We start from the raw sequence: 14,336 nt of genomic DNA, 5'->3' as shown, positions 1-14,336 counted from the left end.
GCTAGGGCACGTGTGAGACCGGGGGGGACCCGGCACGCGTGAGGCCGGCGGGGTCCGCGCCCGTACAGGCCGGTGTCTGTGGCGACAGGCGGAGGAGGCGGAGGATGGCTCACAGCCTGGTGAGGCCCGTGCAGCACGCGTTGGTGCTGGTGGTCGCAGCGGGGCTCCTGGCGTTGTGGCTGACGATGTCGGGTGCGGCCGCGCCAGCGACACCCATGGCTGCGGCGATGCAGCGGGACAGGCGGGGCCGGTGGTACAGACGATCTGCGGGGCGCCCGAACCCGCCCTGGCGGGTGCCTGCCCGACGGGCGGGAACAGCGGGACCATGGCCGGCGTGTGGCGGCCGAGCCAGGAGCTCATGGCCGAGCTGCAGGCCGGCCGCATCTACGTGAACCTGCACACCGCGCTGAACCCGGCCGGGGAGGTCCGCGGGCAGCTCACGGGGCGGTAGGCCGCGTCACCGGCCAGGCAACAGGAAGGCTGCAGCCGGCGCCGAAGGAGCCCTCGCCATGGCCGGAGAGGGGCGAGAGCTGCTCCGCCGCGTCGAACTCTTCTCGGCGCTCCCGGACGGGACCCTGGACGTCCTGGGACCGCACCTCCGCCGGCGGACCTACCGGCGGGGCACGATGATCTTCCACCGCGACCAGGCGGGGGATGCCCTCTACATCGTCGGCGAGGGGCACGTCCGTATCTTCCTGCTCGGCGAGGACGGCACGGAGCTCACCGTCGACCTGGCCGGCCCGGGGGACGTCTTCGGCGAGCTGGCCCTGCTGGACAGGGGGGCGCGGTCCGCCGGCGCCGAGGCGGTGGAGGATGTCGTCCTCTACACCCTCACCCGGGAGGCGTTCCTGCGCGCCGTGGAGACGACGCCGGGGCTGGCCGTCAAGCTGATCGAGCTGCTGGGCGCCCGGCTGCGCCACGCCACCGCCTATGCCGAGAGCCTGGCCTTCCTGGACGTGCAGGCGCGCCTGGCCCGTCTCCTCCTCGACCTGGCCGGCCGCCACGCCGGCCGCCGGGACGGCCCGGCGGTGGAGATCGACGTCGACCTCACGCAGGCCGAGCTGGCCTCCATGGTGGGGGCGACGCGGGAACGGGTGAACCGGGCGCTGGGCGCGCTGCGGGCGCAAGGGCTGGTGGCCCTGCGCGGCCGGCGCATCGTCCTGCTCGACCCCTTGCGGCTGCGCCAGCGTGCCGGTCTGGCGGCGGGATAGCCATGAAAGCAAAGCGGGGGAGCCGGGATACCCCGCTCCCCCGCTGGGGTGGGCAGGCGGATCAGAACTCCTCGTCCATCCCGCCGCCCGGCGGGGTGGGCGCCGCCTTCTTCTTCTCCCGCTTCTCCACGACCAGCGCCTCGGTGGTCAGCAGCAGCCCCGCCACGCTGGCGGCGTTCTGCAGGGCCAACCGCACCACCTTGGTCGGGTCGACGATCCCGGCCTTCACCAGGTCGGTGTACTGGCCGGTGAGCACGTCGAAGCCGGTCCGGCCCGACTCCCGCTTCAGCCGCTCCACCACCAGGCTGCCCTCGTAGCCCGCGTTCTGGGCCAGCTGCCGCACGGGCTCCTCCAGGGCCCGGCGGACGATGGTGACGCCGATGGCCTCGTCGCCCTGCAGCGTGATGCCGTCGAGGGCCGGCAACGCCCGGATGTAGGCGGTCCCGCCGCCGGGGACGATGCCCTCCTCCACCGCCGCCTTGGTGGCGTTGAGGGCGTCCTCGAAGCGGTGCTTCTTCTCCTTCATCTCGGTCTCGGTGGCCGCCCCGACCTTGATCTCGGCCACGCCGCCGGCCAGCTTGGCCAGCCGCTCCTGCAGCTTCTCCCGGTCGTAGTCGGAGGTGGTCTCCTCGATCTCCTTGCGGATCTGGGCGATGCGGCCCTGGATGGCGCTGCGGTCGCCCTTGCCGCCGATGATGGTGGTCTCCTCCTTCTCCACGCGGACCTTGTCGGCGCGGCCGAGCATGTCCAGCTCGACGTTCTCGAGCTTGATGCCGATGTCCTCGCTGACCACGCGCCCGCCGGTGAGCACGGCCATGTCCTGCAGCATGGCCTTGCGCCGGTCGCCGTACCCCGGAGCCTTGACGGCCACGCTGGCCAGCACGCCGCGCAGCTTGTTCACCACGAGGGTGGCCAGCGCCTCACCCTCCACGTCCTCGGCGATCACCACGAGCGGCTTGCCGTGGCGGATGACCTTCTCCATGATGGGCACGATGTCGCGGGCGGCGCTGATCTTCTTGTCGGTGAGGAGGATGAAGGGCTCCTCCAGCACCGCCTCCATCTTGTCCGGGTCGGTGATGAAGTAGGGGGAGATGTAGCCGCGGTCGAACTGCATCCCCTCGACGACCTCGACGGTCGTCTCGATCCCCTTGCCCTCTTCGATGGTGATGACCCCGTCCTTGCCCACCTTCTCCATGGCGTCGGCGATGATCTCGCCGATCTCGGGGTCGTTGGCCGCCACCGAGGCCACATGGGCGATGTCCTGGCGGCCCTCCACCTGGATCGACTGCTGCTTGATGGCCTCGACGGCCTTCTCCACGGCCTGGTCGATGCCGCGCTTGAGCAGCATGGGGTTGGCGCCTGCGGCCACGTTCTTCAGCCCCTCACGGACCATCGCCCAGGCCAGCACCGTGGCCGTCGTCGTGCCGTCTCCCGCCGCGTCGTTGGTCTTGCTGGCAACCTCCTTGACGAGCTGGGCGCCCATGTTCTCGTAGGGGTCCTCCAGCTCGATCTCCTTGGCCACCGTCACGCCGTCCTTGGTGATCGTGGGGGAGCCCCACTTCTTCTCCAGGACGACATTGCGGCCCTTCGGCCCCAGCGTGACGCGGACGGCGTTGGCGACCTTTTCCACGCCGCGCTCCAGGGCCCGGCGCGCACTCTCGTCGTAGAGCAGCAACTTGGCCGGCATAGGCACGCCCTCCTTGCCCTGTGGGTCTCGGTGGTGTTCGGTGGGTTAGCACTCCACAGGCCGGAGTGCTAATCTTCTATCCCCTATTCTTAGGAGGGGGGGCGGGCAAATCAAGAGGGAATCTCGACACGGCATCGGCGGGCGCGCCTGGCAGGTGGCCCTGGCGCTCTTCCTCCTGGTGACCGGGATGGCCGGGGTGGCCCAGTGGCGCGCCGAACGGCCGCTGCGGGCCCGCACCCAGCTCCCCTCGCGCCGGGTGCAGGAGGTGGCCGTGCTGCTGAAGCGGCAGGAGGAGGCGGTGGCCGCCCTGGAGGCCGAGATCCAGCGCCTCCAGGGGCGCCTGGGCGCCTACCTGCAGGCCATCCAGGAAGGGCGCGGGGCCGCCGAGGCCCTGGCCCAGGAGCTGGCCCAGCTGCGTATGGCCCTGGGGCTGCTGCCGGTGGAGGGCCCGGGCGTGGTGGTCCGGCTCGACCGGCCCGCCCTGGGGGGCGGACCGCTGCCGGTGACGATCCGGGCGGCCGACCTGGCCGGGCTGGTGAACGAGCTGTGGGCGGCGGGGGCGGAGGCGGTGGCGGTGAACGGGGTGCGCGTCCTGGCCACGACCGGCATCGGGGACCGGGAGGACGGCGCCATCGTCGTGGGGACCGTGCCGATGGTGGCGCCCTTCACCATCGCGGCCATCGGCGAGCCGCTCACCCTGCACGGCGCCCTGAGCCTGCGGGGGGGCTTCGTGGACGGGTTGCAGGCGATCGGACTGCGGGTCACCGTGCAGCGTCAGGCCCGGCTGCGCCTGCCGCCGTACCGCGGCCCGCTCCTCTTCCGCCACGCCCGTCCGGTGCCCCGCTGAACCGCACGCGCCCTTCAGGGGCGCTCCTCCATCGTCACAGCGGACCGACACCCACATCCCCGGGGCCGGCCCGCTGACCCTGGCCCTCGAAAACGCGCAGGGACCGACCGGGCGCCGAGTGAACGGACATCCTCTCGGCTGACCCCGGACGGTCCCGAGAACCCGTCCGAGAGAGGTCCGTCGCGCTTGCGCCGTGCCGCGTGCCCGGCGAACTTGAGTGGCGGCGACGGCGTTGCGACGCGACCCTCGTTGAGACGGGTGCTCAGTATAGAGACGGCACGCGGCGCCTGTCAATCCGTCAGCCGACGCGCCGTCGCCAGGCACTCGGTATATGCCCATCCGGCCGGCGGACCAAACCGTCGGGGAGCCGGCCGACCCCCGGGCGCCTCGCGGGGCGCGCGGGGCCTCGAGGACCGGCCCCTTACTCCAGGACCGGCTACTCAGAAGGGGTAGGCCAGCGGGATCACCGCCAGCACTACCAGGAAGAGGAGGCCGACGAGCGGCAGGCCCGAGCGCACGTAGTGCTGCAGGCGGTATCCGCCCGGCGCCATGACCATCAGCATCACCGCGTTGCTGAAGGGGGTGAGGAGCGTCAGCCCCGTGGCCGCCAGCACGGCCATGGCAAAGGGGACGGGGGAGACGCCCAGCGTGGCCGCCAGGTCGAGCGCGATGGGCGCCATGAGGAGTGTCAGGGCCACGCTGTCCATGAAGTGTCCCACCACGACGGCGGCGGCCAGCAGTCCCGCCAGGGCCGCCAGCGGCGTCCGCCCCACCACCGCCAGCAACGCCTCGGCCACGAGGCGGGCGACGCCGGTGCGTTCCAGGGCCAGGCCCAGAGGGACCATCCCGCCGATGAGGACGATGCTGCGCCAATGGATGGCCCGGTAGGCTTCCTCGGGGGTGATGGCCCCGCTGAGGACGATCACCCCGGCAGCCGCGGCTGCGGCCAGGGCGATGGGCACGCCGGCCAGGGCCAGGACGATCATCACCCCCAGCGCCGCCAGCGCATAGGCGAGCTTCTGCGGCCGGGGTTCGGCAGGCAGCTCCGCCTCGAGCACGATGAAGTCGGGATCACTGCGCAGGGCGTGGATGGCACGCCAGGGCCCCTGGAGGAGGAGGCCGTCGCCCACCTGCAGGGGCAGGTCGGCCAGGCGGGTGCGCACCGGGCGTCCCTCCCGCCACAGCGCCAGCACCGTGAGCCCGGAGCGGTCGCGCAGGTTGATCTCGCGCAAAGTCCGTCCGACGAGGCCGGAGCGCGGAGAGAGCATCGCCTCGACGATGCCGACGTCGCCGCCGTCCAGCGCCACCTCGGGTGCGGCACCCCCCTCCGAGCGTGCGGCCAGCTCCAGCCCCAGCCGCTCCAGCGCCTCGGCTTCCAGCAGCTCCTCCAGCCGCCCTTCGATGACGAGCCGGTCCCCGGCCCGCAGCGCCAGGTCCTTGGGCGGGGCCAGCAGCTGGCGGCCGTCGCGGACTACGGCCACGATGGTCAGCCCGTAGGCGCGGCCGAACTCGCTCTGCTCGATGGTCTTGCCGACGAGCGGGGAGCCGGCGGGGATGCGGGCCTCGAAGAGGCGCTCGCTGAGGCGGTACAGGCGCACCAGGCGCGTGCGTCGCCGGGTGGCGCGCAGGAGCTCTTCGGAGGGGCGCGCGGGGAGGAGGCGCCACCCCACCGCCACGGTCCAGGCCGTCCCCACGACCAGCATCGTCAGGCCCAGCGGCACGAAGTCGAAGAGGCCGAGATGCGCCAGCCCGCGCTCCTGCAGGATGGCGGCGATGAGGACGTTGGACGGGCCGGCCACCAACGTGAGGTTCCCGCCGAAGCGGGCCGCGTAGGCCAGGGGGAGGAGGAGGCGGGTGGGGCTGATGCGCCGCCGGTGGGCCACCGTCAAGGTGACAGGGAGGAGCACGCCCATGGTCGCCAGGTTGTTCATGAAGCCGGCCAGCACTCCGGCGAGGCCCATGAGCAGGGCGAGCAGCCGCTGGTAGGACCGGCCGCTCACCAGGCGCAGGGGCCGGGCCAGCAGCGCCACGGCGCCGGTGCGTTCCAGCCCCGTGCTGAGGACGAAGATGGCGGCCACCGCCGCCACGGCCGGCGAGCCGAACCCGGCGAAGGCCTGCTCCGGCGGGACGAGACGGGCCAGCGCCACGACGAGGAGGACGGCAAAGGCGGTGAGGTCGGCGGGCCACCGGCCGAGGGCGAGGGCCACCACCGCCCCCGCCAGGATGAGGAGGGTGGCGAGCGCCTGCGGGGTCAGACCCGTTCGACCGCCAGGGCCAGGGCTTCGCCGCCGCCCAGGCAGATGGCGGCCACGCCCCGACGGCCCCCACGCCGGCGGAGGGCGTGCAGCAGGGTGGTGAGGATGCGCGCCCCGCTCGCCCCGATGGGGTGGCCCAGCGCCACCGCCCCGCCGTGGACGTTCACCCGCTCCGTGCCCACGCCGAGGTCGCGCGTGACGGCGAGGACCACCGAGGCGAAGGCCTCGTTGATCTCGAAGAGGTCGACCTCGTCGAGCGTCCAGCCGACGCGCTCCAGCAGGCGGCGGATGGCCGCCGCGGGCTGGATGGTGAACCACTCGGGCGCGCCCGCCGCGCCGGCCGCCCCCACGATGCGGGCGAGCGGCCGCCGCTCCAGACGGGCCGCCACGTCGGCGGAGGCGACCACCAGCGCCGCCGCCCCGTCGCTGATCTTGCTGGCGTTGGCCGCCGTCACCGAGCCCTGCGGGTCGAAGGCCGGCGGCAGCGAGGGGAGGCGGTCGAAGTCGACGCGGCGCGGCTCCTCGTCCGCGTCCACCACCGCGGGCGGGCCCTTCGGCTGCGCCACCTCCACGGGGACCAGCTCGTCGGCGAAGGCCCCCGTGTCCATGGCCGCCAGCGCCCGCCGGTAGCTCTCGGCGGCGTAGGCGTCCTGCTCCTCGCGGGTGAAGCGGTACTCGCGGTTCAACAGCTCGCAGCACTGCCCCATGTGCAGGTCGGTGTAGGCGTCGTGGAGCCCGTCGCGCAGCATGCTGTCGAACACGGTGGCGTGGCCGAGTCGGAACCCGGCGCGCGCCCGGTCGAGCAGGTAGGGGGCCAGGCTCATGTTCTCCATGCCCCCGGCCACCACCACCTCGGCATCGCCGGTGCGGATGGCCTGCGCCGCCAGCACGACCGCCTGCAGCCCCGAGCCGCAGACCTTGTTCACCGTGGTGGCCGGCACGGTGTTGGACAGCCCTGCGCCCAGCCCGGCCTGCCGCGCCGGGGCCTGGCCGACCCCGGCGGAGAGGACGTTGCCCATGATCACCTGGTCCACCTGGATGGGGCCGACTCCGGCACGCTCCAGGGCGGCACGGATCGCCGCCGCCCCCAGCCGCGGCGCCGGGGTGGTGGCGAACCCGCCCAGGAAGCGCCCGATGGGGGTGCGGGCGGCGCTGAGGATGACGACCTCGGCCATGGTCTCCGCCTCCGAAGGAACATCGCTGGCTCCAGTCTACACCCGCACCGTGCGCCCCGCCCGCCGCTCCTGCGCGGGGGACAGCTTGCGGGGGTCTCTGCTAGAGTAGCGCCATGGTCCTGCACGGCTTTCAGGTGGACGCCCGCGGGGTGCTGCACATCGGGGGACACAGCGCCCTCGCCCTGGCCGAGCGGTACGGCACGCCGCTCCTGGTGCTCGACGAGCCCCGCCTGCGCGCCGCCTGCCGCGCCTACGCCGCGGCCCTGCGCGACGCCTGGGGCGACGGGCAGGTCATCTACGCCAGCAAGGCGCTGTGCACGGTGGCGCTCTGCCAGCTCGCCCACGAGGAAGGGCTGCACGTGGACGTGGCCTCGGGCGGGGAGCTGTACACGGCCCTGCGGGCCGGCGTGCCGCCCGAGCACCTCCACCTCCACGGCAACAACAAGACCCCCGACGAGCTGCGCCTGGCGCTGGCGCAAGGGGTGGGGCGGATCATCGTGGACAACGCCCACGAGCTGCGCCTGCTCGACCGCCTGGCCCGCGACCTGGGACGGCGGGCAGCCGTGCTGGTGCGCGTGACGCCCGGCATCGAGCCCCACACCCACCGGGCCATCCAGACCGGCGGGGTGGACTCGAAGTTCGGCTTCGGGATCCCGGACGGAGCGGCGCTCGAGGCGGTGCGCGTGGCGGCGCGGCTGCCGGGCTTGGAGTGGCGCGGGGTTCACTGCCACATCGGCTCGCAGATCCTCGACCTGGAACCGTTCCGCCTGGCCGCGCGCGCCGTGGCCGACTTCCTGGCGGAGGTGCGGCAAGCCACCGGGCTCGTGGCCGCGGAGGTCAACCTGGGCGGCGGGCTGGGGATCGCCTACCTGCCCGAGGACGCCCCGCCCACCATCCCCGCCTACGTGGGGGCGGTGGCCGGGGCGCTCGGCGAGGCGGTAGACCGGCACGGCCTGCCGCGCCCGCGCCTCTTCCTGGAGCCCGGGCGCTCCATCGTCGGCCCGGCGGGCGTGACCCTCTACACCGTGGGCGCGGTGAAGCGCATCCCCGGCGTGCGCACCTACGTCATGGTGGACGGCGGGATGTACGAGAACCCCCGCCCGGCCCTCTACGGCGCGCGCTACACGGCGGTGGTGGCGGACCGGGTCGATGCGCCGGCGGGGGAGCCGGTGGCCGTGGCCGGGCGCTGCTGCGAGTCGGGGGACGTGCTGATCTGGGAGGCGGCCCTGCCGCCGGTCGAGCCGGGGGACGTGCTGGCCGTCTTCTCCACCGGGGCCTACACCTACGCCATGGCCAGCAACTACAACCGCTTCCCCCGTCCGGCGGTGGTCCTCAGCGACGCGGCGCGCACCGGCGTGATCGTGGAGCGCGAGACCTACGAGGACCTGATCCGCCTGGACCGCCCGCTGGCCTGAGCCGTGCCGTTCCTGCCGTCCGCGTCGGTCCTCCTCTTCCGGGCCCTGGCCCTGCTGGTGGCCGCGCCGGCCCACGAGGCGGCCCACGCCTACGCCGCCGACCGGCTCGGGGACCCGACGGCGCGCCGGCTGGGGCGCCTCACCCTCAACCCCCTCGTCCACCTCGACCCGCTCGGCACCCTCCTGCTGCTCCTCTTCGGCATCGGCTGGGCCAGACCGGTGCCGGTTGACCCGCTGAACTTCCGCGGCGACTGGCGCCGCGGGCTGCTGGTGGTGGCCGCCGCCGGCCCGCTCGCCAACGTCGTCCTGGCCTTCCTCTTCGGGCTGCCGGTGAAGCTGGGGCTGGTCCGCGACACCGCCGACCCGCTCGTGCAGCTCGTCGTCACGCTGGTGCGCATCAACGCCATCCTGGCGGTCTTCAACCTGCTGCCGGTGCCTCCCCTGGACGGCTCGAAGATCCTCATCGGCCTGCTGCCGCCGCAGCTGAGCCTGGCCTACGCGCGGCTGCAGCCCTTCGGCGTGCTCATCCTCATCGGCCTCATCTACCTGGGGCTGGTGGACGTGCTGGTGGGGCCGCCCTTCCTCTGGCTGATGCGCCAGGCGCTGGGGGCCTGACCGCAGGATTTCGGGGCGCCGGCACCTAACCGTACCAGGGCAGCGGGGCTCCGTGCCCCTCCATATCCGTTGCGTGGTGGGCCGTCGTCGAGCGTGACCAGCACCCGACCGTCGTCCTACGTCGTCCATACCACCACGTTTGAAGGCCCGCTCGACCTGCTGGTGCAGCTGGCGCAGCAGGGCGAGGTGGACCTTCAGACCCTCCCCCTGGCCGAGCTCGCCCGGGACGTCCTGGCGCGCGTGCGCGAGGGCTTCGACCTGGACGACGCCACCGAGACGCTGTGGCTGCTCTCGGCGCTCGTCGAGCTGAAGGCGCGGGCCCTGCTGCCCCGCCCGCCCGCCCCCCCTGAACCGGTCACCCTCGAGGAGTCCGCCGCCGACCTCGACGCCCTGCTGGAGGAACGGCTGCGCGCCTACCGGGCCTTCAAGGACGCCGCCACCGCCCTGCGGGTGCTCGAGGCCTACCGCCAGCGCGTCTTCGCCCGTCCGCCCGGGGAGCCGCCGGACGAGGCGCTGCTGGCCGGCGTCTCGCTGGACGACCTGCTCGCGGCCTTCCACCGCGTCCTGGCCCGGTCGCGGGAAGCGCCGCCGCCGGCCATCGAGCCCGAGGGGATCACGGTGGCCGAGCGGATGGCCGCGCTGCTGGCGCTGCTGCGGACCCATCCGGCGGGTGTCGTCTTCGAGCGGCTCTTCCCGGCGGAGGCCACCCGGCTGGAGGTGGTGGTGACCTTCCTGGCCGTGCTGGAGCTGATCCGGCTGCGGCGGGTGCGGGTGCAGGCGGGGGAGGACGGGGCGCTGCAGGTGCGGCTCAGCCGCCATGGGGAGGACGCTGTGACATGATCGACGTGCGGACCGCGCTCACCAGCCTGGCCGACCTGATCGGGGAGGCCGACGCCGCGGTCGAGGACACCGCCCGCGCCATCGAGGCGGTGCTCTTCGTCAGCGGTGAGCCCGTCCCGCTCGACCGTCTGGCCGACGCGGTCCAGGTGGCGCCCCACCTGGCCGAGGCGGCGGTGCGCCATCTGGCGGCGGCGTGCGAGCGGCGCGGCCTGCAGGTGCAGGCGGTGGCCGGCGGCTACCAGCTGGTGACGCACCCGGCCTATGCCGACGTGGTGCGCCGCTTCCTGGGCGCCGCCGCGCGCGAGCCGCTCTCCCAGGCCGCGCTGGAGGTCCTGGCCATCGTCGCCTACCGCCAGCCGGTGACGCGCGCCGAGGTGGAAGCGGTGCGCGGGGTGCGCTGCGAGCACCTGCTGGAGCGGCTGGAGGAGCGCCAGCTGGTGCGGGTGGTCGGCCGCAAGCCGACCGTGGGCCGGCCGCTGCTGTACGGCACCACCGACGCCTTCCTGCGCTACTTCGGGTTGCGCAGCCTGGCCGACCTCCCGCCGCGCCCCGACCTGGTGCCGGTGGCGGCCCGCGACGGGCAGACACCGCCCGGGTGATGATGGCGTCCCGCGGAGCCCACCCGCTCCGGCTCGTCCGGCCGCGGACCTGTGCGTCCGTCCTGGCGGCGGTCTCGATGGTGGCCGCCCCTGCGCTGGCGGGCTCGCCGGGAGGCGCCGCCACCGGCCGGTCCTCCCTGCACCCGGCCGCCGTCCGCACGGTCCCAGCCCCCCGCGTCGCCGCGACCTCGGCGCTGCTCATGGACGTGCGCACCGGTGAGGTGCTGTGGGCGCGCGCCCCCGACCTGCCCCGGCCGCCGGCCAGCACCACGAAGATCCTCACCGCGCTGCTGGCGGCGGAACGCCTGCGCCTGCAGGACCCGGTGACCGTCTCGGGGCGGGCCGAGGCGCAGCGGAACGGGTCGGCCATCGGGATGAGGCAGGGGGAGGTCTGGTCGGTGGAGGCCCTGCTGCACGCGCTGCTGCTCCACTCGGCCAACGACGCCGCGGTGGCGCTGGCCGAGGCGGTGAGCGGCTCGGTGGAGGCCTTCGCCGCCGAGATGACCCGGCGGGCCCGCGCGCTGGGCGCGCGCCGGAGCACCTTCGTGAACCCGCACGGGCTCCACGATCCCGGCCACCTGACCACGGCGCGGGACCTAGCCCTCATCGCCCGCGGGGCCCTGCGCCACCCGGTCATCGACGCCATCGTCCGACAGCCCACCTGGCGGCTGGTGCGCCCCGGGCAGCCTCCGGTGGAGCTCATCAACCGGAACCGGCTGCTCTGGCTCTACGCGGGGGCGGACGGGGTGAAGACCGGGTGGACCGCCCAGTCGGGTCCCTCGCTGGTGGCCTCGGCCACCCGCGGCGGGCGGCGGCTCATCGCCGTCGTCCTGAACAGCAATGAGGTCTTCGGCGATGCCGCCCGCCTGCTCGACTACGGCTTTGCCGCCTCCGTCCTGGTCCGGGTCGTGGCGCACGACCGCGTGGTGGTCCGCCGCCCCCTGGCCGGCGGGCGCCGTGTGCTGACGGGCGTGCCCCGGGACGACCTCTACGTCGTCCTGCCGCGCGGCGCACCGGCGCCGCCGGTGGTCGTGCGCCTGGACCCCGGCCTCACCCTGCCCATCCGGCGCGGAGCGCGCGTAGGGGCGGTGGTGGTCCTCCGGGGCGGCGGACGGGCCCTGCAGGTCCCCATCGTCGCCGCCGCGGACGTCGCCGCCCTCTCGTGGTGGGAGCGCCTGGCCGGCTGGCTCTGGATCCGGCGGGGCCGGGAGCCCTTCCCGCAGGCGGCCGGGGATGGGCCCTAGCCGTCCCCTCCGCTCCATGCTCTTCGTCCCCGGCGACCAGCCGCGCATGCTGGCCCGCGCGCGCCAGGTGTCCGCCGACGCGGTGATCCTGGACCTGGAGGACGCGGTGGCCGCCGCGGACAAGCCGCGGGCGCGGGCGCTGGTGGCGCAGGCGTTGGCCGAGGGTTTCCCCGCGTCGACGGCCGTCTGCGTGCGGCCCAACAGCCGGGGAACGGGCCTCCTGGAAGAGGACCTGCGTGCGGTCCTCCACCCGGCGCTGTGGGGGGTGGTGGTCCCCAAAGTGGCCGATGCCGCCGAGGTGGTGGCGCTCGACGAGTGGTTGACCGCCCACGAACCGGCGGCCGGCCTGGACCCGGGGACGGTGCGCCTGCTCGTCCTCATCGAGACCCCGCGGGCCGTCCTCGACGCCGTCGCCATCGCCCAGGCCACTCCGCGGGTGACGGCGCTGCTGCTGGGCGCCGACGACCTGGCCGCGGCCATGGGCATCCGCCGTACCCCGACCAACGCCGAGGTGGCCTACCCGCGGGCGCATGTGGCCGTGGCCGCCCACGCCGGCGGTGTGGAGGCGATCGACATGGTCTACACGGCGGTGCGCGACACCGACGGCTTCCGGGCCGAGGCTGAGGCGGGGCGGCTGCTCGGCTATACCGGCAAGCAGTGCATCCACCCGACGCAGGTGGAGGTGGCCAACGCCGTCTTCACCCCCTCGCCCGAGGAGGTGGCCTGGGCTATGCGCGTGGTGGAGGCCTATGCGACGGCGCCGCGCGGGACGATCGTGCTGGACGGGCGCATGGTCGACGCGCCCATCGTCGCCCAGGCGCAACGCCTGCTGGAACGCGCGCGGGGCGCCGCAGTGCCGCCGGAGCGTCCCACGCGCCGCCGCTCTCGCTCGTGACCGGGCGGCGCCTCTACCGGGCGCGGGAGGACCGCTGGATCGCCGGTGTGGCCGCGGGCCTGGCCCGCTTCCTGGGCGTCGACCCCCTCCCGGTGCGCGTGGCCTTCGTCGCCCTGAGCCTGTGGGACGGGCTCGGCGTGCTCCTCTACCTGGTGATGACGGTGACCATCCCGGAGGAGCCGCTGGGCCACGTGGCGACGGAACCGGACCTGCCCCAGGAACACGCTGGCGAGCCCCCCGGCGTGCAGCGCCAGCGCACGCTGGGCCTGATCCTGGTCCTGGGCGGACTCTACCTGGCGCTGCGCCACCTGGACCTGGTGAGCCTGGGCGGCGAGCGCCTGGCCGCGGTGGTCCTCATCCTCGCCGGGCTCCTCATCCTCCTCCTGCGTCCAGGGCGCCTCTGACCGCCGGTACCGCCTGCGGCCCTGGACAATCGACGATGAGACAACTGTAAAATTGTTTAACTCCCGCCGGGCCGAGGGGTCCGGCGGGGGAGGAGGCGGCTCATGGTGTCGACCGGTGGTCCCCCGGAGCGGCAGCCGGGGGAGGTTCCCTTCGAGGACTTGGTTGAGTTCTTCAAGGTCCTCTCTGACCGCACGCGCCTGCGCATCGTCGGCTTGCTGGCGGAGCGGCCGCGCTACGTCCAGGAGCTGGCTCAGGCGCTCGGCGTGAGCGCGCCCACCGTTTCGCACCACCTCTTCCGCCTCCGGGCCGCCGGTCTCGTGACGGCCGGGCGCCGTGACCAGCACGTCTACTACCGCCTGGAGTCGGAGCGGCTCGCCCACCTCTCCCGGGCTCTGCTGCCGCGGCAGGCGGCCCCGGCGGCCGAGGAGCGGGACCAGGTCCTGCGTGCCTTCTTCCCGGACGGCCGGCTGCGCCGGCTGCCGGCGGCCCGGCGCAAGCGCCTCATGGTGCTGGAGGAGGTGGCCCGGCGCTTCGCGCCCGACCGGGCCTACTCCGAGCGGGAGGTGGACCAGGTGCTCAAGGCCCTCTACCACGACCACTGTGAGTTGCGCCGTGCGCTGGTGGACCACGGCCTGATGCGGCGGGAACGGGGGATCTACCGGAGGGTGTCGCCCGGCGCGCGCGCGGCTGGTGCCGCCGGATCCCCGGGGCGCCCGGAACCCTGACCGGGCCGGAGGCCTGACCGCGCGCGGCGTCCCCGGCCGCCGCCGCGGGATCAGGCGATGCGCGCGCCGAGCTCCACCTCGCCGTCGGGCTGGAGCAGGACCACCCGCCCGGTGGACTCCACGGCGCCGAGGACGAGCACCTCTGAAGCGAAGCCGGCGATGCGGCGGGGCGGGAAGTTCGTCACCGCCACCACGAGCCGTCCCTGCAGCGCTTCGGGCGGGTAGAAGGGCCGCAGGGCGGCGGAGGACCGGCGGGTTCCGTGGGGGCCGAAGTCGATGAGCAGCCGGTAGGACGGCTGGCGCGCCTCGGGGAAGGGCTCCACAGCGACGATACGGCCGACGCGCATCTCCACCCGCTGGAACTCCGCCAGCGTGATGGTAGGCAGGGGCTCGTCCGCGGGCATGGAGGACCGGTTCCACGCC

At 74.2% G+C, this 14,336-nt stretch carries 15 protein-coding genes; 11 read left to right on the top strand and 4 right to left on the bottom strand.

Annotation, left to right across the window (positions count from 1 at the left end):
* Positions 1-175 precede the first annotated feature (175 nt).
* Both RB146_09600 and RB146_09595 read left to right on the top strand, forming a co-directional pair.
* Positions 176-451: a CHRD domain-containing protein gene (locus RB146_09600; protein MDQ7829232.1), complete on the top strand. Its 276-nt coding sequence runs from the start codon at positions 176-178 to the stop codon at positions 449-451.
* Between the two features lie 58 nt (positions 452-509).
* Positions 510-1,211, top strand: a complete 702-nt coding sequence (locus RB146_09595; GenBank protein MDQ7829231.1) for a Crp/Fnr family transcriptional regulator — start codon at positions 510-512, stop codon at positions 1,209-1,211.
* A 61-nt stretch (positions 1,212-1,272) separates the two neighbouring features.
* On the opposite strand, the gene groL is transcribed toward RB146_09595, so the two are convergent.
* The gene (groL, locus tag RB146_09590; GenBank protein MDQ7829230.1) at positions 1,273-2,898 is read right to left on the bottom strand and encodes a chaperonin GroEL; all 1,626 of its coding nucleotides are present in this window, start codon (positions 2,896-2,898) and stop codon (positions 1,273-1,275) included.
* Between the two features lie 154 nt (positions 2,899-3,052).
* Between groL and RB146_09585 the strand changes: the two genes are divergently transcribed.
* Positions 3,053-3,745, top strand: a complete 693-nt coding sequence (locus RB146_09585) for a DUF881 domain-containing protein (GenBank protein MDQ7829229.1) — start codon at positions 3,053-3,055, stop codon at positions 3,743-3,745.
* Between the two features lie 440 nt (positions 3,746-4,185).
* Here RB146_09585 and RB146_09580 read toward each other — a convergent pair whose 3' ends face one another.
* Both RB146_09580 and RB146_09575 read right to left on the bottom strand, forming a co-directional pair.
* Positions 4,186-5,952, bottom strand: coding sequence for an SLC13 family permease (locus tag RB146_09580; GenBank protein MDQ7829228.1), 1,767 nt, complete (start codon positions 5,950-5,952; stop codon positions 4,186-4,188).
* A gap of 44 nt (positions 5,953-5,996) precedes the next feature.
* Complete coding sequence (locus tag RB146_09575) at positions 5,997-7,175, bottom strand: acetyl-CoA C-acetyltransferase (protein ID MDQ7829227.1); 1,179 nt, start codon at positions 7,173-7,175, stop codon at positions 5,997-5,999.
* A 113-nt stretch (positions 7,176-7,288) separates the two neighbouring features.
* Here RB146_09575 and lysA point away from each other — a divergent pair, with 113 nt between their 5' ends.
* The 8 genes from lysA (at position 7,289) to RB146_09535 (ending at position 13,913) form a co-directional block, all read left to right on the top strand.
* Positions 7,289-8,590, top strand: a complete 1,302-nt coding sequence (gene lysA / locus RB146_09570; GenBank protein MDQ7829226.1) for a diaminopimelate decarboxylase — start codon at positions 7,289-7,291, stop codon at positions 8,588-8,590.
* Between the two features lie 3 nt (positions 8,591-8,593).
* Positions 8,594-9,205, top strand: a complete 612-nt coding sequence (locus tag RB146_09565) for a site-2 protease family protein (GenBank protein ID MDQ7829225.1) — start codon at positions 8,594-8,596, stop codon at positions 9,203-9,205.
* A 93-nt stretch (positions 9,206-9,298) separates the two neighbouring features.
* On the top strand, positions 9,299-10,045 hold the full coding sequence (locus RB146_09560; protein MDQ7829224.1) for a segregation/condensation protein A: 747 nt from the start codon (positions 9,299-9,301) through the stop codon (positions 10,043-10,045).
* Entirely contained in the window at positions 10,042-10,644 is a 603-nt protein-coding gene (gene scpB / locus RB146_09555; protein ID MDQ7829223.1) for an SMC-Scp complex subunit ScpB, read from the top strand. Before RB146_09560 ends, scpB begins: the two co-directional genes overlap by 4 nt.
* Positions 10,645-10,646: 2 nt before the next feature.
* Positions 10,647-11,888: a D-alanyl-D-alanine carboxypeptidase family protein gene (locus RB146_09550; protein ID MDQ7829222.1), complete on the top strand. Its 1,242-nt coding sequence runs from the start codon at positions 10,647-10,649 to the stop codon at positions 11,886-11,888.
* Entirely contained in the window at positions 11,878-12,783 is a 906-nt protein-coding gene (locus RB146_09545) for a CoA ester lyase (GenBank protein MDQ7829221.1), read from the top strand. Before RB146_09550 ends, RB146_09545 begins: the two co-directional genes overlap by 11 nt.
* Positions 12,780-13,187, top strand: a complete 408-nt coding sequence (locus tag RB146_09540; protein ID MDQ7829220.1) for a PspC domain-containing protein — start codon at positions 12,780-12,782, stop codon at positions 13,185-13,187. The genes RB146_09545 and RB146_09540 overlap by 4 nt, the downstream gene beginning before the upstream one ends.
* A gap of 102 nt (positions 13,188-13,289) precedes the next feature.
* Positions 13,290-13,913: a metalloregulator ArsR/SmtB family transcription factor gene (locus tag RB146_09535; GenBank protein ID MDQ7829219.1), complete on the top strand. Its 624-nt coding sequence runs from the start codon at positions 13,290-13,292 to the stop codon at positions 13,911-13,913.
* 50 nt (positions 13,914-13,963) lie between these two features.
* On the opposite strand, the gene RB146_09530 is transcribed toward RB146_09535, so the two are convergent.
* Positions 13,964-14,317 (bottom strand): tRNA-binding protein, encoded by a 354-nt coding sequence (locus tag RB146_09530; GenBank protein ID MDQ7829218.1) that lies wholly within the window; start codon positions 14,315-14,317, stop codon positions 13,964-13,966.
* Between the last annotated feature and the right edge of the window lie 19 nt (positions 14,318-14,336).

It is taken from the genome of Armatimonadota bacterium, from assembly GCA_031081585.1.
GTDB classification, from domain to species: Bacteria; Sysuimicrobiota; Sysuimicrobiia; order Sysuimicrobiales; family Humicultoraceae; genus Geohabitans; species Geohabitans tengchongensis.
Note: the sequence above shows the minus strand (reverse complement) of the source record. Positions and strands in the feature narration are given on the sequence as shown.